Origin of the sequence: Ensifer sp. 2TAB8, from assembly GCF_052115125.1 — a bacterium.
GTDB lineage: Bacteria > Pseudomonadota > Alphaproteobacteria > Rhizobiales > Rhizobiaceae > Ensifer.
The window spans coordinates 65,015-82,483 of sequence record NZ_JBFRGB010000016.1 but is presented as its reverse complement, the minus strand read 5'-3'; the positions used below and the strand labels follow the sequence as shown (position 1 = coordinate 82,483).

Annotated in this window: 19 protein-coding genes; 11 read left to right on the top strand and 8 right to left on the bottom strand. The window is 62.3% G+C overall.

Going from position 1 to position 17,469, the window contains the following annotated elements:
• Positions 1-2: 2 nt before the first annotated feature.
• The 6 genes from AB4Z53_RS23795 to AB4Z53_RS23770 all read right to left on the bottom strand — a co-directional run bounded on the left by AB4Z53_RS23795 (position 3) and on the right by AB4Z53_RS23770 (position 4,524).
• Positions 3-302 carry a (2Fe-2S)-binding protein gene (locus tag AB4Z53_RS23795; protein ID WP_441597948.1) on the bottom strand — a complete coding sequence of 100 codons (300 nt, stop codon included), beginning with the start codon at positions 300-302 and terminating at the stop codon, positions 3-5.
• Positions 286-1,407, bottom strand: a complete 1,122-nt coding sequence (locus AB4Z53_RS23790; RefSeq protein WP_441597947.1) for an NAD(P)/FAD-dependent oxidoreductase — start codon at positions 1,405-1,407, stop codon at positions 286-288. Before AB4Z53_RS23790 ends, AB4Z53_RS23795 begins: the two co-directional genes overlap by 17 nt.
• A 64-nt stretch (positions 1,408-1,471) precedes the next feature.
• Entirely contained in the window at positions 1,472-2,299 is an 828-nt protein-coding gene (locus tag AB4Z53_RS23785; RefSeq protein ID WP_441597946.1) for a lysine/arginine/ornithine ABC transporter substrate-binding protein, read from the bottom strand.
• Positions 2,300-2,333: 34 nt separating this feature from the next.
• The gene (locus AB4Z53_RS23780; RefSeq protein WP_113537469.1) at positions 2,334-3,113 is read right to left on the bottom strand and encodes an ABC transporter ATP-binding protein; all 780 of its coding nucleotides are present in this window, start codon (positions 3,111-3,113) and stop codon (positions 2,334-2,336) included.
• On the bottom strand, positions 3,113-3,832 hold the full coding sequence (locus tag AB4Z53_RS23775) for an ABC transporter permease subunit (protein ID WP_113537372.1): 720 nt from the start codon (positions 3,830-3,832) through the stop codon (positions 3,113-3,115). The genes AB4Z53_RS23780 and AB4Z53_RS23775 overlap by 1 nt, the downstream gene beginning before the upstream one ends.
• Positions 3,829-4,524, bottom strand: a complete 696-nt coding sequence (locus AB4Z53_RS23770; protein WP_441598025.1) for an ABC transporter permease — start codon at positions 4,522-4,524, stop codon at positions 3,829-3,831. Before AB4Z53_RS23770 ends, AB4Z53_RS23775 begins: the two co-directional genes overlap by 4 nt.
• A gap of 154 nt (positions 4,525-4,678) precedes the next feature.
• Between AB4Z53_RS23770 and AB4Z53_RS23765 the strand changes: the two genes are divergently transcribed.
• A complete protein-coding gene (locus AB4Z53_RS23765; RefSeq protein WP_291161175.1) occupies positions 4,679-5,593 on the top strand; it encodes a LysR family transcriptional regulator in 915 nt (304 codons plus the stop codon).
• Here AB4Z53_RS23765 and AB4Z53_RS23760 read toward each other — a convergent pair.
• Positions 5,578-6,504, bottom strand: a complete 927-nt coding sequence (locus tag AB4Z53_RS23760; protein ID WP_113537467.1) for a LysR family transcriptional regulator — start codon at positions 6,502-6,504, stop codon at positions 5,578-5,580. The genes AB4Z53_RS23765 and AB4Z53_RS23760 overlap by 16 nt on opposite strands.
• Positions 6,505-6,770: 266 nt before the next feature.
• On the opposite strand from AB4Z53_RS23760, the gene AB4Z53_RS23755 reads away from it, so the two are divergent.
• The 5 genes from AB4Z53_RS23755 to AB4Z53_RS23735 all read left to right on the top strand — a co-directional run bounded on the left by AB4Z53_RS23755 (position 6,771) and on the right by AB4Z53_RS23735 (position 11,138).
• On the top strand, positions 6,771-7,553 hold the full coding sequence (locus AB4Z53_RS23755; RefSeq protein WP_441597945.1) for a 5-oxoprolinase subunit PxpA: 783 nt from the start codon (positions 6,771-6,773) through the stop codon (positions 7,551-7,553).
• Positions 7,554-7,668: 115 nt separating this feature from the next.
• Positions 7,669-7,911 (top strand): acetyl-CoA carboxylase, encoded by a 243-nt coding sequence (locus AB4Z53_RS23750; RefSeq protein WP_441597944.1) that lies wholly within the window; start codon positions 7,669-7,671, stop codon positions 7,909-7,911.
• Positions 7,908-9,293 carry an acetyl-CoA carboxylase biotin carboxylase subunit gene (locus AB4Z53_RS23745; RefSeq protein WP_441597943.1) on the top strand — a complete coding sequence of 462 codons (1,386 nt, stop codon included), beginning with the start codon at positions 7,908-7,910 and terminating at the stop codon, positions 9,291-9,293. The genes AB4Z53_RS23750 and AB4Z53_RS23745 overlap by 4 nt, the downstream gene beginning before the upstream one ends.
• Entirely contained in the window at positions 9,293-10,168 is an 876-nt protein-coding gene (locus tag AB4Z53_RS23740) for a 5-oxoprolinase subunit B family protein (RefSeq protein WP_441597942.1), read from the top strand. Before AB4Z53_RS23745 ends, AB4Z53_RS23740 begins: the two co-directional genes overlap by 1 nt.
• Entirely contained in the window at positions 10,158-11,138 is a 981-nt protein-coding gene (locus AB4Z53_RS23735; protein ID WP_441597941.1) for a biotin-dependent carboxyltransferase family protein, read from the top strand. Before AB4Z53_RS23740 ends, AB4Z53_RS23735 begins: the two co-directional genes overlap by 11 nt.
• Before the next feature lie 177 nt (positions 11,139-11,315).
• On the opposite strand, the gene AB4Z53_RS23730 is transcribed toward AB4Z53_RS23735, so the two are convergent.
• Positions 11,316-12,326: a GntR family transcriptional regulator gene (locus AB4Z53_RS23730; protein ID WP_291161159.1), complete on the bottom strand. Its 1,011-nt coding sequence runs from the start codon at positions 12,324-12,326 to the stop codon at positions 11,316-11,318.
• A gap of 585 nt (positions 12,327-12,911) precedes the next feature.
• Here AB4Z53_RS23730 and AB4Z53_RS23725 point away from each other — a divergent pair.
• The 5 genes from AB4Z53_RS23725 (at position 12,912) to AB4Z53_RS23705 (ending at position 17,366) form a co-directional block, all read left to right on the top strand.
• Complete coding sequence (locus AB4Z53_RS23725; RefSeq protein WP_441597940.1) at positions 12,912-13,988, top strand: ABC transporter ATP-binding protein; 1,077 nt, start codon at positions 12,912-12,914, stop codon at positions 13,986-13,988.
• Positions 13,989-14,093: 105 nt separating this feature from the next.
• A complete protein-coding gene (locus tag AB4Z53_RS23720; RefSeq protein WP_441598024.1) occupies positions 14,094-14,984 on the top strand; it encodes an ABC transporter permease in 891 nt (296 codons plus the stop codon).
• 2 nt (positions 14,985-14,986) lie between these two features.
• A complete protein-coding gene (locus AB4Z53_RS23715) occupies positions 14,987-15,832 on the top strand; it encodes an ABC transporter permease (protein ID WP_441597939.1) in 846 nt (281 codons plus the stop codon).
• Complete coding sequence (locus AB4Z53_RS23710) at positions 15,832-16,578, top strand: SDR family NAD(P)-dependent oxidoreductase (RefSeq protein WP_441597938.1); 747 nt, start codon at positions 15,832-15,834, stop codon at positions 16,576-16,578. The genes AB4Z53_RS23715 and AB4Z53_RS23710 overlap by 1 nt, the downstream gene beginning before the upstream one ends.
• Positions 16,579-16,586: 8 nt before the next feature.
• Positions 16,587-17,366 carry an SDR family NAD(P)-dependent oxidoreductase gene (locus AB4Z53_RS23705; protein WP_441597937.1) on the top strand — a complete coding sequence of 260 codons (780 nt, stop codon included), beginning with the start codon at positions 16,587-16,589 and terminating at the stop codon, positions 17,364-17,366.
• The last annotated feature ends 103 nt before the right edge of the window (positions 17,367-17,469 follow it).

The window sequence follows — 17,469 nt, the reverse complement described above, 5'->3', positions numbered from 1 at the left end:
CGTCAGCACCCTTCGCCCAGAGAGCGGGCACCGCTTTGCGATGAGATCGCCATCCCGTCACGCACGACGGTCATGCAAGCCTGCCGGTTTTGAATGCCGTCTATGGTGACCAGGCATTCGAAACAGACACCCATCAGGCAATAGGGTGCACGTGGGCGATCGCCGACGACGCTCCTGCGCAACGTGCTGATACCTTGGCTAAGGAGCGCCGCGGCCACCGTCTGCTCGGTGTCGACGCGCATCGGGATACCGTCGAACGTGACGACGACGGTTTCCGCTGCTTTATCAATTCTGCGAAACATGAAATCTCCGGCCGGGGAATGTGTTGCCGGCAAGTACGGCCTGCCGGGTGGCGATCTCACCGGCGACGACAAGCGCGTGGATTGCGGCAAGCGTCACGCCGGAATGGCACATCGCCACATAGGCACCGGGATGGGCGGTCGACTGCTCGTAAATGGGAAAACCGTCGGGCGTCTTGACGCGGAAGCCGGCCCAGGAGCGAAGGACGTTGACGCCACTCAGGCAGGGAAATGTCCGGATGGCGCGATCGGCCAGAACCGCGCTGATGTCCTGGTTGGTGGCAATCGAGTCCGTGTGGGTTTCCTGGCTGTCGCCGATCATCACGCCGCCTTCGTCGGCTTGCCTGAGCGTGGCCGAGGTGTAGGGGAAAAACGGACGGCATTTTTCGGTGACGAGGATCTGCCCCTTGCTGCGCACGGAGGGCGCGTGAATACCGACCATCGCGGCAAGCCGGCTGTTGCCGACGCCAGCCGTCAGGACGATGCGTTTGGCAAAAACCTCGCCCCAGGAGCCCTTCAATTGGAACCCGCCCGATCGGGGGGTGATCTCGTCGATCTCACAATGCGGCTCGTAAGCAGCGCCTAGATGTATCATGCCGGTATGAAGCGCCCGGAGCAGGCGGAGCGAGTTCACGTCGCCATCCATTGGAGAATAGACGGAGCCGACGACATCCCGCCCGATCGCCGGCACCAGTTTCGCCGTCTCTGCGTGGTCGAGCAGGGTATGTTCGGTGGCATCATCGCCAAGTTCGCGCGCAACCGTCACGACATCTTCATGCGTCCGTTCCAGCTCGGCTTCGCTCAGCGCAAAGGTGAAGCCCCCATTTTGCTTCAGGGCAACATCGACACCGGAAGTCTCCTTTAATGCGGCCGCGAATTCCGGCCAAAGGCGGGTCGAGCGCATTGTCCAGCGTGCATAATGGGGAGCGCCGAGCCCCTTACCCTGAACCCAGATCAGCGCAAAGTTGGCGCGAGATGCGCGCAGCGACAGATCTTCTCCGTCCAGAAGCAGCGGCCGCTCACCCGCGCGCGCAAGGCCCCAGGCGAGGGCGGCGCCCACAAGGCCTGCTCCGATGATGACGATGTCCTGATCTGGTAATCTGCGCATGCATTTCGGTCCGTATGCCGGTGGCGTGGCCCGTCCGAAGCTCGGACGGGCCGGTTTTCGAGGCTTATTCCTGCGGGCTCACGTCCACCTTGAACCACTTCTCGGAGAGCTTCTTCACCGTGCCGTCGGCGACGGCAGCCTTGATGACGTCGTCGAAACGAGCCTTCAGTGCGGTGTCTTCCTTGCGCAGTCCGACGCCGATCATGCCGAACACCTTGCCCGAGAAGAGCGGGCCGGTGAGTTTGGCACCCTTCATGTCGTCCTTCTCGAGCGCTGCTGCGAGAACGGTCGCATTGGCCACGACTGCGTCGAGGCGGGCGCTCGCGAGATCGAAGTTGTGCTCTTCGGTGGTCTTGTATTCGCGAACGTCGGCGCCACCTTGAAAGTACTGTTCCATGAACGCGGAAGCCGTGGTGGAGCCCTGTACGCCGACAGCCTTGCCCTGGATCTTCTTGGCAATTTCCTCAAGTACGGGCTTGGCGGCTTCGGAATCGACCGAAAGCGGCTTGCCGGTTTCCGGCAGGTTGGCGAGATCGCTGTCTTCCATCACGGCAAAGGAGTTGATTGCAGCCGCGTAGGGGGCGGAGAAGGCCATCACTTCCTCACGCTTCGGCGTGATGCTCATGGCCGCCATGATGGCATCGTATTTGCCGGCGGTCAGCGAAGGGATGATGCCATCCCAGTTCTGCGCAACGATTTCGCACTTGGCCTTCATGCGTCCGCACAGGTCGTTCGCCAGGTCGATCTCGAAGCCTTCCAGCACATTGTTGGGGCCGGAAAAGTTCCACGGCGCATAGGCGCCTTCGGTGGCGATGCGGATCACGTCCTCCGCTTGCGCGACATGGGCCGTTGCCAGCAGGCCGACGGCAGACAAGACAATCTTCAGTTTCATGCGTTCTCCTCTCTTGGTTTTTTCAAAGTTGGTTTCAGGCGTTGTGCTTGGAAATGAACTGGCGAAAGCGCTCGCTCTTCGGGTTCGAGAAGACCTGCTCCGGGCGACCGTCCTCTTCAATCAGCCCCTTGTGCAGGAACAGAACCCGGCTCGAGACGTCGCGGGCAAAGCCCATCTCATGGGTGACGACGAGCATGGTGCGGCCCTCGGCTGCGAGATCGCGCATGACCTTCAGCACCTCGGCGACCAGTTCCGGATCGAGTGCCGAAGTCGGTTCATCGAACAGCATGATCTTGGGTCGCATGGCGAGTGCGCGGGCAATCGCCGCACGTTGCTGCTGGCCGCCGGAAAGATGCGCCGGATAGAAGTTGCGCTTGTCGGCGATCCCCACCCGCTCGAGGAGGGCTTCGGCCTCCGCGACGCATTCGGCGCGCTTGCGCTTTTGCACATGGACCGGCGCTTCGATCAGATTTTCAAGGATCGTCAGGTGTGACCAGAGATTGAAGGACTGGAACACCATCGTCGCTTGGGAGCGAAGCCGCAGCAGTTGCTTCGGATCGGCGACGCGCGGTGCGAAGCCCGAACGCTGCGTAAGCCTGTAGCTTTCACCGTGAATGGAGATTTCACCCGCATCCGGCACTTCCAGCATGTTGATGCAGCGAAGCAGCGTGGACTTGCCGGAACCCGAGGCCCCAAGGATCGAGACGACTTCGCCCTGGTTGGCACTGAGCGAGATGGAATGCAGCACCTTGTAGGCACCGTAGCTCTTCTCGAGCCCGGTGATCTTCACGGCCGGCGCGAGGGGCGCGTTCATCATGCATTTTCTCCTGCGGCACGTCGGTTGAGGGGTTGGCGCTGCGCGGCCGAAAGCCGGTATTCGAACAGCTTGAACAGCCGGCTGACGATGAAATTGAGCAGCAGATAGATCGCGCCGGCGGCGATGAAGATCTCCACGGGCCGGTAGGTCGCCGAGATGAGTTTTGCCGCCAGCCCGGTGACTTCCATCATGGTTATGGTCGAGGCCAGCGCCGTCGATTTCACCATCAGGATCACTTCGTTGGAGTAGCCAGGCAGCATCTGCCGCAGCGCCTGTGGCGCGATGATGCGGCGAATGAGAGTGAAGCCGCTCATCCCATAGGCACGCGCGGCTTCGATCTGCCCCGCTGGCACTGAGAGCACGCCGCCGCGGATGATCTCGGCGCTGTAGGCTGCTGTGTTGAGCGCGAGGGCCAGCGCTGCGCACCAATAGGCCTCCCGCAGGAACGGCCAGAGGAAGGTCTTGCGCAGTTCGGGAAACTGGCTGAGGCCGTAGTAGATGAGATAGAGCTGCACCAGAAGCGGCGTGCCGCGAAAGATGAAGATGTAGATCCGCGCCAGAAGGTCGAGCGGTGTCCAGGTCGACAGTCTCATCGCTGCGAGAACAATTGCTAGAACGGCGCCGGAGGCGACGGATACCGCCATCAGTTGCAACGTCAGCGGGATGCCGCTGCAAAGCTGCACGAAGGCGTCGTAGATGAAGGGAAGATCGATCATAGTGCCCGCCTGATCCCGCGCATGGCGCGCTTCTCGGCAATCCGGAACAGGACGCCCGACACGAAGCTGATCAGCAGGTAAAGCACCGCAGCCGTCAGGAAGAAGGTGAAGGGTTTGCGTGTCGAACCTGCGCCGATCTGTGCCTGCCGCATCAGTTCGATCAGCCCCACCACCGAGATGAGTGCGGATTCCTTCAGCACCAGTTGCCAGACATTGCCGACACCCGGGATTGCGAACCGCGTCGCCTGGGGGAGGATAATGCGGCGAAACAGAAGGTGGTTCGGCATGCCGTAGGCCCTTGCCGCTTCAATTTCGCCCTTGGAGAGCGCGAGCACCGCACCGCGATAGACTTCGGCCTGATAGGCGCCTGAAACCACCCCGATCGCCAGAGCGCCGGTCAGGAACACGGGGGCGCTGATGAAGCCCTCGGATCCGAACAGAGCGCCGAGTTGGCTTAAAACCGCACTGCTGCCGAAATAGAAGAGATAGATGACGAGCAGGTCGGGAATGCCGCGCAGGATGGTGGTGTAACCATCTGCCAACATCCTCAGAGCGCGCAGCGACGAGAACGACGCCGCCGCGGAGAGACAGCCAAAGACCGCCCCGGCGGCAAAGCCGCTGAGGGCAACGCAAAGCGTAACGCCTGTCGCCTTGAGCATATCCATGCCCCAGGCTCCCTCGGCGAACCCCATCAGATCGAGATACGCGCTCAAAGCACCCACCAGTGTGTTCCCTTGGTGCGGCGCCGGTTCTGCCAGGCGCCACGGTTTGTTGGTTTGACAGCTTGATTCAATACCGTCAAATTCGTAATTGGACCGAGAGCATAACCAAATATTATGGTGATCCATGAACCTGCGTCAGGTAGAGGCGTTCCGAACCGTCATGTTGACCGGGAAAATGACGGCGGCGGCGGAGCTGATGTCTATCACCCAGCCGGCGGTGAGCCGGCTGATCCGCGACTTCGAAATCGATACGAAGCTGAAGCTGTTCGACCGGCGGGGAAACCAGCTGACGCCCACGCGGGAAGCGCTGACGTTGCTTCAGGAGGTGGAGCGGGCCTATGTCGGCCTATCGCGCATCAAGACGTTTGCCGAGGAGATCAGCCGGCAGAACGCCGGCATGCTTCGGATTGCCGCCATGCCGGCCCTTGCCAACGGGATCATGCCGCGTTTCCTCGCGTGGTTCCTGCGCGACCGGCCGAACGTTCATGCGTCGCTCAACGGTATTCCGTCGTCTCTGGTGATCGAGGCGGTCGCATCGGGGCAGGTGGACCTCGGCTTTGCCGACGGTCCGCTCGACCGTCCCGGGTTCCTGATCGAGACCCGCCCAATACCGGCAGTCGTCGCGGTTCCCGCTGGTCACAGGCTTGCCGACCGGGAAAACATCATGCCGGCCGATCTAGCCAATGAGCGCATGATTACCCTGGAGCCCGGCACGCTGTTTGCCATGCGGGTGGAGGTGGCGCTGGCCGGCATTCCAAGGTCATCGACGTTGGAAACGCGCCTTTCCCATACCGCGCTGACGCTGGTCTCCGAAGGGGCGGGCATTGCGATCATCGATCCATCGTCCGCGACCGAATTCCGGGGGCGCGGCGTCGTCGTCAGGCCGTTCGGGATCTTCGTCGACGCCGGCTTCCTCGCGATCCGTCGCAGCCAGGGTTCCGATAGCGTCCTTGCCGAACGCTTCGTCACCGAATTCTGGAGCTATCACGAGGCGTTGCTGCGCGGGGACCAGGACTTCCGCGTTCAATCCGCGCCATAGGAGCCGGCACGGCCGCCTGGACTGTGGAAGGCCTGCTGGAAATAGGAGCGAAGCGCGGTCATTGCCGGCGTGAACTCGGTGCCTCTGCGCCAGGCGAGGCCGACATCCATCGCCGGAACCGCGTCGCGCACGTCGATCGTTTCGATGCGGCGCCCTTCCAGCGACCAGGGGCGGTGAACCATGTCCGAAAGGATCGCCACGCCCTGGCCATTGGCGACGAGAGACCGAACCGCTTCCACCGATGACGTTCGAAGGATGACGCGCGGCTGAAAGGTCGATGCGCTCCAATATTTGAGCGAGGTGTGGGCGGCCTCATCAACCGTCAGCATGATGTAGGGCTCCTGGGCGATCTCACGAAAACCAACATTGTCGCGCGCAAGCAGCGGGTGCTGGGCGGGAACCCAAAGCCGCCGCGTCGAACTCATGAGCTTCTCGGTCTGAAGCGCGGGATTGAGGATGTTGGACGTGAGCAGCACCGCCATATCGTATCGGTTCGTCAGCAATCCTTCCTCGATCGACTCGCGATTGAGCTCGAACAGCTGAACCTCGAGCTTCGGGAACAGCCGCCGCAGCCGCTCGATGTGCTGCGGCAGGAAGTAACCGATCACCGTATAGGTGGCTGCAATGGCGAGCGTCCCCTCGACCGAGCTGCTGACGACGTTGAGATGCGTTGCCTCGTCCACCTTCTTCAGGATCTCGTAGGCATGCGAGAGAAACTGACGGCCCGCCATGGTCAGGTCCATGCCGCTCGGTGTGCGCAGGAAGAGGCTGGCTCCCACGATGCGCTCCAACTCCTTGATCGCGGTGGTGATGGCCGACTGCGAAATGGAGAGATCGACAGCAGCCTGCGAGATCTGCCCGAGTTCGGCGGTGGCGACGAAATAGCGAAGCTGGCGAAGGCTGATCGACATCGACTTCTCTTCTGATTTTTCGATAACGCAGGCCAGGAAATCAGAAAGCCTGCCCGCTCCTTGTGCAGATATTTGATCGCGTTTCAGGCAGATCCGCATAAATAGCGGTTTCAACGGTATTTTCTCATGAACGATATTGCAACTGCGAATTCTGAAAAACAGATATAAGGCATATGAAAATAGAATTTTTCAAATGCACCAAATGCTCCTAGCGTTTCCTTCATTGAAGGTTTGGCCGGCTTTCGAGGCGGCCCTGATCGAAGGGAATGATCTTGCTCGACGTCGTCGACATCAACTGTGACATGGGAGAGGCCTTCGGCCGCTGGCATATCGGCGACACCGACGATGCGACGCTCATGGCGCTGATCAGCTCCGCCAACATTGCCGCGGGCTTCCATGCCGGCGACCCCAATCTGATGGACGAGACCGTGCGGCTCGCAGCCGAGCATGGCGTCGGCATCGGGGCGCATCCGGGTTACCGTGATTTGCAGGGCTTCGGTCGCCGCAAGATCGCGGGTACCGCACGCGAACTGGTCAACGATATCGTCTACCAGGTGGGCGCCATCCGTGAGTTTGCAAGACGGCATGGCACGAGCCTGCAGCATGTGAAGCCGCACGGCGCGCTTTACATGGAGATGGCGGTCAACCGCGAACTCTCGCAGATCTTCCTGCAATATATGCGCACGGTGGCACCGACCGCCTTCGTTTTCTGCATGGCCGGTTCGGAGACGGACATCGCCGCACGCGAAGTCGGGCAGCCGGTCATTCGCGAGTTCTATGCCGATCGCGACTACGACGACAGTGGTTCGATCGTCTTTACCCGTGACGCCGGGCGTCCCGACCCGGCCGCGATCGCGCGGAAAGTGGTGCGCGCCTGCAAGGAAGGGCGCGTGCGAACCGTGACCGGCAGCGACATCGACATCGCGTTCGAATCCATCTGTTTCCATTCCGATACACTCGGTGCACTCGATATCGTGCGCCTCATGCGGGAAGCGCTGGCGGCGGAGGGTATTCGCATCGCTCCTGTTTCACAGCTTAGAGCGGGATGAGGAAAAATGTGGGCGGCCTTTTCGCCCGCATCCCACTCTAAGTTATTAGAATCAATCATGCTTTTTGTCAGTCCGATCAAAAGCATCAAGACCAAATGACAAAGCGGAGGCAACCATGAGCAAGCACGAAATCCGATCGCCCCTTCCAGGAACCTTCTATCGGTCGTCTGCTCCGGATGTCCCACCGTTCAAATCGGACGGCGATGCGGTGGCCTCGAATGAGCCGATCGGTCTGATCGAAGTGATGAAGACCTTCCAGGAGATCCAGGCGGGCGTCACCGGCGGCAGCATCCGGTTCCTCGTCGACAATGAAGAGCCGGTCATGGCCGGTCAGGTGATCGCCGAGGTGGAACAATGACCATCCGTTCAGTCCTGATTGCCAATCGCGGCGAAATCGCCGTGCGCATTATCCGGGCGGCAAAGGCGCTCGGTATTCGCACGGTTCAGGTCTATAGCGCCGCGGACGCGGATATGCTGGCCGTGAAGCTCGCGGATGAAGCCATCGAAATCGGTCCACCGGCGCCGAAGAAATCCTACCTTGATATTGCCGCCGTGATCGCGGCCGCCAAGCGTGCCGGCGTCGATGCCGTGCATCCGGGCTACGGCTTCCTGTCGGAGAACGGCGATTTCGCCGATGCGGTGGTTGCTGCCGGCATGATCTTCATCGGCCCTTCGGGTGACGCCATCCGGCTGCTCGGCGACAAGGTGCAGGCCCGTGTCGCCGCCGAGAAGGCAGGTGTGCCGACGGTGCCCGGCAGCAACGGCCGGATTTCGAGCGTGGAAGAGGCGCACGCGGTAACGGCTGAGACCGGCTTTCCGGTCATGATCAAGGCGGCCGCGGGCGGTGGAGGGCGAGGCATCCGCATCGTCAACGATCTGGCGGAGCTCGACAAGCAGTTCCCCCAGGCGTCGGCTGAGGCGCTCGCCTCTTTCGGCGACGGCGGCCTCTACCTCGAGAAAGTCATCACCCGCGCGCGTCACGTCGAGGTGCAGATCCTCGGTGATGGCGAGAACTTCGTGCATTGCTTTGAGCGCGAGTGCTCGCTGCAGCGCCGCCGCCAGAAGGTTTGGGAAGAGGCGCCTTCGTTCCTCCTGCCTGCAGATGTGCGACAGAAGCTCTGCGACAGCGCCGTGGCGCTCGCCCGGGCCGTCGGCTATCGCGGCGCCGGCACCGTCGAATACCTCTATGACGACGAGACGCGAGACTTCTACTTTATCGAGGTCAACACCCGCATTCAGGTCGAACATCCCGTCACCGAGATGATCACCGGCATCGACCTCGTGCAGGAGATGTTCCGTGTCTCCGGCGGCGCGTCGCTCTCCGTGCGTCAATCGGACATCGCCGTGCGCGGCCACGCGATCGAGTGCCGGATCAATGCCGAGGACCCGGCACGCGGCTTCATGCCGGCGCCCGGCAAGATTTCCCGTTTGAGCGTGCCTGAAGGCGAGGGCGTTCGTTTCGATACGATGCTCTATGAAGGCTACACGATACCGCCCTTCTACGACTCCCTGCTTGGCAAGCTGATCGTCTGGGGCGAGGACAGGTCAGCGTGTCTCGCCAGACTTTCGCGAGCGCTTGCCGATTTGAAGATCGAAGGGGTGCCGACGACGATCGCCCTGCATCAGGCGCTGGCCGCTGACGCGCAAGTCGCGGCCGGTGCGTTCCACACCCGCTTTCTCGAAACTTGGCTGGAAACCGAATTCGCCGCCCTGGGCGGCCGCACCGCGGAGGTCGCGTGATGCCGACACGTTATACGTTTGGAGGCGACGAGCATCTGTTCGTCGAATGCAGCGACGAGATGTCGCTCGAAGCCTTCTTCAAGAGCCTTTCCATGGCGAAGGGCGTGCGGGAGAGCCGCATCCGCGGCGTCACGGAAATCTGCCCGGCGAACGCTTCTTTCCAGATCAAGTTCGATCCTGACGTCATCAAGCCGGATGACGTATTGAAGGAAGTCCGGGCGATCGAAGGGGCGGCGGAGCGGGCTGAGCCGGTCATCCGCACGCGCATCGTCGAGATCCCGGTCTTTTACAACGACCCCTGGACGCACGAAACGCTGATGCGCTTCCGTGAACGGCACCAGGATCCCGGCGGTACAGACCTCGACTATGCGGCGCGCATCAATGGCTACGACGCTGTGACCGACTTCGTAGCCGCCCACTCAGGCTCGCCCTGGTTCGTCTCAATGGTCGGTTTCGTTGCGGGCCTGCCCTTCATGTATCAGATGGTCGAGCGGCAGCGGCAGATCGAGGTGCCGAAGTATCTCAGGCCGCGGACCGATACGCCAAAGCTGACGGTCGGCCACGGCGGTTGTTTCGGCTGCATCTATTCGGTGCGGGGCGCCGGCGGCTACCAGATGTTCGGCATCACGCCGATGCCGATCTTCGATCCGACGCAGACGACCAGCTATTTGCGCGATTTCATGGTGTTCTTCCGCCCTGGCGACATCGTCAAGTTCAAGCCGATCGACCGCGACGCCTATGATCAGGCGGTCGAGGACGTCGACAAGGGCCGCTTCGCGCCACCGATCCGCGACGTCAGCTTCGACCTGCGCGAGTTCCAGAAGGACATAACCGGATACAACACCAAGCTGGAGGGTGTGCTCAATGGCCATTAACGTGCTGCATCACGGTCTTGCGACCACCATCCAGGACCTTGGCCGTCCCGGCTACTTCCATCTCGGTATCCCGATCGGTGGCGCAATGGATCGCTACGCGATGCGTGCCGCCAACCTGCTTGTCGGCAACGATGAAGGCGCTGCCGGGCTGGAGGCGGTCTTCCTCGGGCCCAAACTCGAATTCACCGAGGATGCGCTCGTGGCCGTCACCGGCGCCGACATGCCGGTCAAGGTCGACGACGTGCTGCAGCCAGGCTGGACGGCCTTTCGGGTGAGGGCCGGCCAAACCCTGAGCTTCGACTTCCTGAAATCCGGCGCGCGTATCTATATCGCCGTCTCCGGCGGCATCGACGTGCCGGAAGCCCTTGGCAGTCGCTCGACCTATCCGATCGGTGCGCTTGGTGGATACAAGGGACGCGCGCTTGCAGCCGGTGACGCGCTGCCGGTTGGGCAAGCGAGCGTCGGCCGCGAAGGACTGACGGTTGACGAAAGCCTGCGCCGCAAACCCGCGGCACCTGCCGCACTGCGCGTGCTGCCGGGGCTCTACTGGGATCGCCTGACGGACGAGGCGAAGCAGAGCTTCTTTGCGGACGAGTGGAAGGTGGCGCCGGAAGCCGACCGCATGGGCTATCGCTTCCGCGGTGGCCGCAAGCTCAGCTTCGTCGATCGCGACCAGCCATTCGGCGCCGGCTCCGATCCTTCGAACATCGTCGACAGTTGCTATCCCTACGGCTCGATCCAGGTGCCGGGCGGAACGGAGCCGATCATCCTCCATCGCGACGCGGTATCGGGTGGCGGTTACTTCATGGTCGGAACTGTGATCTCGGCGGACATGGACCTCATTGGTCAGTTGCAGCCGCATATGCCGACCCGCTTCGTCGAGGTGACGATGGAGGAAGCGTTGGCGGCTCGCGCCGGAGAGGGCAGGCGGCTCGAAGCCTTGCGGGCGGCGATTGCCGGACAGGCGTGACACTAGCGGCGATCGGCCGCCCAAGCGGCCGTTCGCCCTCAACATGAACAGTTCGATTGCGGCCGGCGACTAGGCGCTATGGTGACGGGAGGGCGAATGATGAGGAGGGCGGACCTGACTTTGCGATCGGCGTCGTCCGCATCAGTTCGCGGCGCCCGTCTCGCATCGTTGCACCCGCTATTCGACGACCCGTGTCAGGTAGGCAGCGGTGACGCTGGGGCCGGGAATGATCGCCACGATCTTCATCTGTGCGATCGTCCGGTTCAGCGACGCGTCGATATGGCTTTCAAGCATCGACGCCGCCGCTGCATTGGCGCCGCGCGTCATCAGCTCGACAATAAGCTTCAGTTCCGCGATGACTGCCGGGTCGCCCGGCAGACCCAAATGCCGAAGCAGTCTCTCCGTGGCCGTCACCGGCAAGAGGTTGTTGCGGATCAGTTCGCGCAGGCGTTCGTTCGGCATCGCAAGCACGCAGGCCTCGGTGAATTCCACCAGAATGTCTTCAAGGCCCAGCCAGCCGTCCACGTCCTGCGTCTGACCGAACTCGACGAGCCGGTTGAAAAGCGCTGTCAGCCGGTCACGGTCGATATGCGGCGCGCCAAGCGCCAGCGCCTGCGGCTCGAGCAGTCGGCGCAGCATGAAATGATCTTTCACCGTCTGGGCCGTCAGCGGTCCGGCGATCCAGTGCGAGCTCTGGTTCTTGCGCACGAGCCCACGCTCGCGCAGGCGGGTCAGCACGTCACGCACAACCGTCCGGCTGACGTTGAAATGGTTGGCAAGCTCGTTTTCGATAATGCGGTACTGGCCGAAGATCACGCAGCCGGCCACATCGTTCTCGATCTCGTCGTAGATACGCTCCCAGGACGAGCGGCTTTGCAGGGCCTCGTCGGCGTGTTGCGGAACGATGAGGCCGAGCGTCTTGATGTCGGTTCGGTTCGGTTCGATCGCCCGGCCGGGTGGACCGACGAGATAGCCGCGGCCTTTGAAGCGGTGCACGAGCCCGTCGCTTTCGAGCTGCAGCAGGGCGCGCTGCACCGGCGCGCGCGAGATCTGCAGGATATCGGCGATCGGCCCTTCGAGCAGCACGAGGCCGGGCGGCAGCGTGCCTTCGGCAATGTTCGTTCGCAGCACATCCTCGGCAATTTCGTATCGGCGCTGCGGATTCTGGCCGAGGCGTGGCTCGCTCATGCGGTCTGGCATCTTCCGTTTGGCTGGCAAAGTCGTCTCCTTTCTTTACGCCACTTGCCGGTGACCGTGACAGCGCAAAATAAATGCATATTGAATACATATGTGCATTTTTTCTGCACGTTTGTCCATTGCGATGTCATGTAAAGGCGTTTTGCCTCTGTATGAGCGCGGAGCTTTGCGAAGGCGGCAGGGGCTGCGGCCAAGTTGATCAGTTGTGGCGGTTGCGCCTGATGAAATGCGCAATTCCACAGTGTTTCGCAGATGGCGTGATGGCGCTGCTTGGCGAAGGATGGGAGTGTCGCCTCCTTGGGTTAAGGTGCGATATTGCCATGTACATGCATCTGACAAAAACCGAATAAAAGTCTATTGCATACAAAAATCATTCATGTCATGGTTCGTGACATGCAAGCGCTCAGAAGAAGCGTGCAGGTGGAACCTATTTTTTAAATCGCAGAGGACCGTGATCTCAGCCGCGCATGTGACCCATGCGTGATCGCTATCGCATGTGCGTTCGGATGCCTGATCGGCGCCGGCGAGGGCGAAGCGTTGGCTGGTAGCCGGTCGGCGATAACGGGCAGGAAAACGATGTCGACAGTCCTACAGCTCAAGAACGTCACCAAGGCTTTTGGCGAGATGCGTGCGCTCGATGGTATCGACCTCGCGCTGCCGGGCGACGCCTATATCTCGCTCCTCGGGCCGAGCGGCTCCGGCAAGACGACCTTGCTGCGCGTCATCGCCGGCTTCGAGGACCCGGATGGCGGCAGCATCCTGTTCGATGGCAAGCGTATCGACACCGTGGCGCCGCATCAGCGCGGCATCGGGTTCGTGTTCCAGAACTTCGCACTCTTCCCGCATCTTTCGGTCGCCCAGAACATCGCCTTCGGACTTGAAAACCGCGAGGTCGACGCGGTGACGGACCGCCGTGTGGTCGAAGGGCGGGTGAAGGACATCATCGCTCTCGTCGGTCTGACCGGTCTCGAAGGTCGCGCCGTCACGCAGATTTCCGGTGGCCAACGGCAACGCGTCGCACTGGCGCGCACACTCGTCACCGAGCCGCGCATGGTTCTGCTCGACGAACCGCTCGGCGCACTCGATGCCAACCTGCGCGCCCGCATGCGCACTGAGCTTCGCGCCATTCGGGAACGCTGTGGCGTGACCTTCCTGCACGTGACGGGAAGTGAGACCGAGGCCTTGGCAATGGGCGACACGGTGCTGGTGCTCGATCGCGGCCGGATCGCGCAATCGGCCGATTCCGACACGATCTACAACCGTCCGGCGTCACCCGCGGTCGCCCGCTTTCTCAATTGCTACAACCTCTTTCCCGGGCGTCTTGAGGGCGGCGCCTTCGTCGGCAGTGCCGGGTGCTTTTCGCTGGGCAACCGTCCGGCAACCCGCGCGACGCAGCCGGCCTATGCGATCCGCTACGACCGTGTTGCCGTGCGCCCGCGCGAAGCGGCGATAGGGGACGATGAGGTCCGCGTCGAAGGCAACTTCGTCGCCAGCGAATATTCCGGCGCTGCGGTCAATTCCTTCTTCACCCTAGATGACGGGCGGGTCTTCGAAGTGGAGACCCATCTCAGCCATGCCGCCCCCGAAGCCTATGAGGATCAGGGCCGCTACGCGCTCGTCTGGAAGCGGGAGGACGCCCTTGTCTACGCTTGAAACGCCTATGCCTGAAACGCCGACACCTGACGCGCGCGCAACTGAAACTACCAGAGCCGGTGCCTCGGTGCTGCGCTGGTCCCCGGAGATTGAGAGATGAGCATGATGGCCGTTGCGGAACAGACGGAAGCGGAAACCGTCACGGAAAGGAAGCCCACCGGAAAGGCGCTATGGCTACTCGCCCCTGGCGTCCTCTGGATGGTCCTGTTCCTCGTCCTGCCGATGCTGATGATGGTTTATGTGTCCTTCTGGACGCAGACCACCTTCAAGATCGAGCCGACGCTGACGCTGAAAAGCTGGATCACCTTCTTCACCAGCGATACCTATCTCGGTGCGCTGTGGACGACGGTACGCATCTGGCTGATCGTGCTCGTCGCGACGGTTCTCGTCGGATACCCGGCCGCGCTCTATGTCGGGCTCTTCGTCAAGAACAAGGCGCTGCAGACGGTGCTGCTCGTCCTTTGCGTTATTCCCTTCTGGACCTCGTTCCTGATCCGCGTTCTCGCCTGGCGCCCCATGCTCGGCAAGGAGGGAGCGATCAACATGATCCTCATGAATCTCGGCATCACCGATGCGCCGATCGAGGTCCTTTTGTTCTCGGAACTCTCGGTGATCATCGGCATGACGCAGATCTACTGCGTCTTCATGGTCGGGCCGATCGCCTTCATGCTGGGCCGTATCGATCACTCCGTCATCGAGGCGGCGCAGGATCTGGGGGCCGGCTTCTGGCGGATCTTCCGCACGATCATCCTGCCCCTCTCCATGCCGGGTGTGGTCGTCGGTGCGATCTTCGTCTCGGTCATGGTGCTCGGTGAATTCGCCACCTCCGCTGCGCTTTCCGGCCGCAAGGTCAACCTGCTCGGAAACATCATCGTCACCCAGGTCGGCTCGTTGAAATGGGCATTTGCCGCGGTCGCCGGCGTCGTCCTCACCATCCTGATGGGCGCCGTCATCGCCGCTCTGCTCAGGGTCGTCGACCTCAGGAAGGAACTCTGATCATGAACGCCAGCGGCATGAAACTCGGCCTCGGCGCCTATACCGCGCTCTTCCTGGTCTTCCTCTACGGACCGCTTGCGGTGCTCGCGATCCTTTCGTTCCAGACCGGACCGGAAGGCGGACCGCAGTTCCCGATCATCGAGTGGTCGACCTATTGGTATCAGCATCTCTTCGGCCTGACGCCGCCGTCGCGCATTGCGCCGCTGCCGATCGAACAGGCGCTGGTACGCTCGCTCGGTCTTGCCGTGATGACAATGATTGTCTCGACCGTTCTGGGAGTCACCGCAGCGCAGGCCTTCCGCCGCAAGTTCCGCGGTTCGGGCGTGGTCTTCTATCTCATCGTGCTCGGCATGATGGTGCCCGGCGTGCTCGYCGGTCTCGGCATGGCGCTCGTTGCCAATACGCTCGGCATTGACCGCCACTGGTGGGGCACCGCCTTCGTGCTGCATGTGGTCTACACGTTCCCCTTCGCCTTCCTGGTGATGCTTGCGATTTTCAATCGCTTCGACCCCAGCATGGAAGAGGCGTCCTGGTCGCTTGGGGTCACCCCGGCGCGTACCTTCCGCAAGGTGACGTTCCCGCTGATTTTCCCCGGCGTGCTCTCGGCAATGCTCTTTGCCTTCACGCTCTCCTATGACGAGTTCTCGCGCACGCTCTTTGCCTCGGGCCGTGACCTGACGCTGCCGCTCGCGATCTACGGCACCTTCTCGGTCGAAGTGCATCCGAACGTCTTCGCATTCGGCGTGCTGACGACGCTGTTCTCTTTCGCGCTGCTCGGTACCTATGCCGCCTTGATGACGCTGTCGGTGCGCCGTGCCAAGCGCATTGCGATCCAGGAGGAGGCGTAATGGCAGACGCTTCCTCTCCGGCCGCGATCGTCACCGGCGCCGGATCCGGCATCGGTCGTGCCATCGCCTTGAGGCTCGCAACCGACGGATATGCGGTGCTGGTCAACGATCTCTCTGTCGAGCGCAGCGAGGCCGTCGCCGCCGAGATCATCGCAGCAGGCGGCCGGGCGACCGCGGCGGCCGGCGATGTTTCCAGCGAGGCCGATGTTCGCAGGATCGTGGAGGTTGGCCAGCGCGCCCATGGCACGACAACTCTGCTCGTCAACAATGCCGGTATCGCCCATCAGGCGCTGTTCGAGAACCTCGAGGTCGGCGACTTCGACCGCATGTTCGCGGTTCACGTGCGCGGAACGTTCCTGATGACCCGGGCGGTGCTGCGCCCGATGCTTGAGCGCGGCGAGGGCGTGATCGTCAATATCGCCTCGCAGCTCGGTCAGATCGGTGGCGTTGAACTCGTCCACTATTCCGGCGCGAAGGCGGCGATCATCGGCATGACCAAGGCGCTGGCCCGCGAGGTGTCGAGCCGCGGCGTTCGCGTCAATGCCGTTGCGCCCGGGCCGATCAATACGCCGCTCGTCATGGAACTCTCGGACGACTGGCGCGCAGCCAAGAAACAGCAATTGCCGCTCGGCCGCTTCGGTGAGCCGGAAGAAGTCGCAGCCACGGTGTCCTTTCTGGCGTCGCCGGCAGCAAGCCTCTTCGTCGGCCAGACGCTCGGGCCGAACTCCGGCGACGTGATGCTTTGACAGGAAAGATGGAAATGACAAATCCTCCCAAGACGTTCCGCATTGTCATCGTCACCGGTGCCGGCATCGGTATCGGCCATGCAACCGCCAAGGCCTTCGCGGCGGCTGGCGACCATGTGATTGTGACCGATATTCTCGAACGCGAGGGCGCGGCCACCGTCGAGGCGATCCGTGCAGCCGGCGGCTCGGCCGAGTTTGCCTATTACGACGTGCGCTCGACGTCGGCGACGGATGCGCTGGTCGCCGACGTAGAGAGCCGGCACGGCCGTATCGACGTTGTCGTCGCCAATGCCGGGATCGCCCATCGCACACCGCTTGGCCAGCTGACCGACGACAAATGGGATCTGACCTTCGATATCGACTTGAAGGGCATCTTCCGGCTGGCCCGGGCGGTCGCTCCCGGCATGCGCCGTCGTGGGGCTGGCAGCATCGTCGCGCTCTCGTCGATCATGGGCGTTGCCTATGGCTGGGACGAGCATGTGCACTATTCCGCCGCCAAGTCCGGCGTCGTCGGCCTCGTCCGCGGACTGGCGGTCGAGCTTGCGGCTGACGGTGTGCGCGTTAATGGCGTTGCGCCCGGCTACATCCGCACGGCGCAGCTGCTGTCTGAAGAAAATTCGCTAGGTCCGGTCGGCGCTGAAGCGGCCGCCGCCTTCATTCCGATGAAGCGGCTCGGGACGTCTGAGGACATTGCCGACGTGATCGCGTTCCTGGCGTCCGACGCCGCCCGCTACATGACCGGGCAGGTCCTGGTCGTCGACGGCGGCCTGCTGGTCGGGCGCTACTGACGTTTCTGAGATCGTGCGGCGGCCGCGTAGGGAGCGACTGGGCTCCAGGCCGCCGGACTGAGTGCCGCGATGGCGGCGAATGATGAAAGGAGGCCGCTAAACG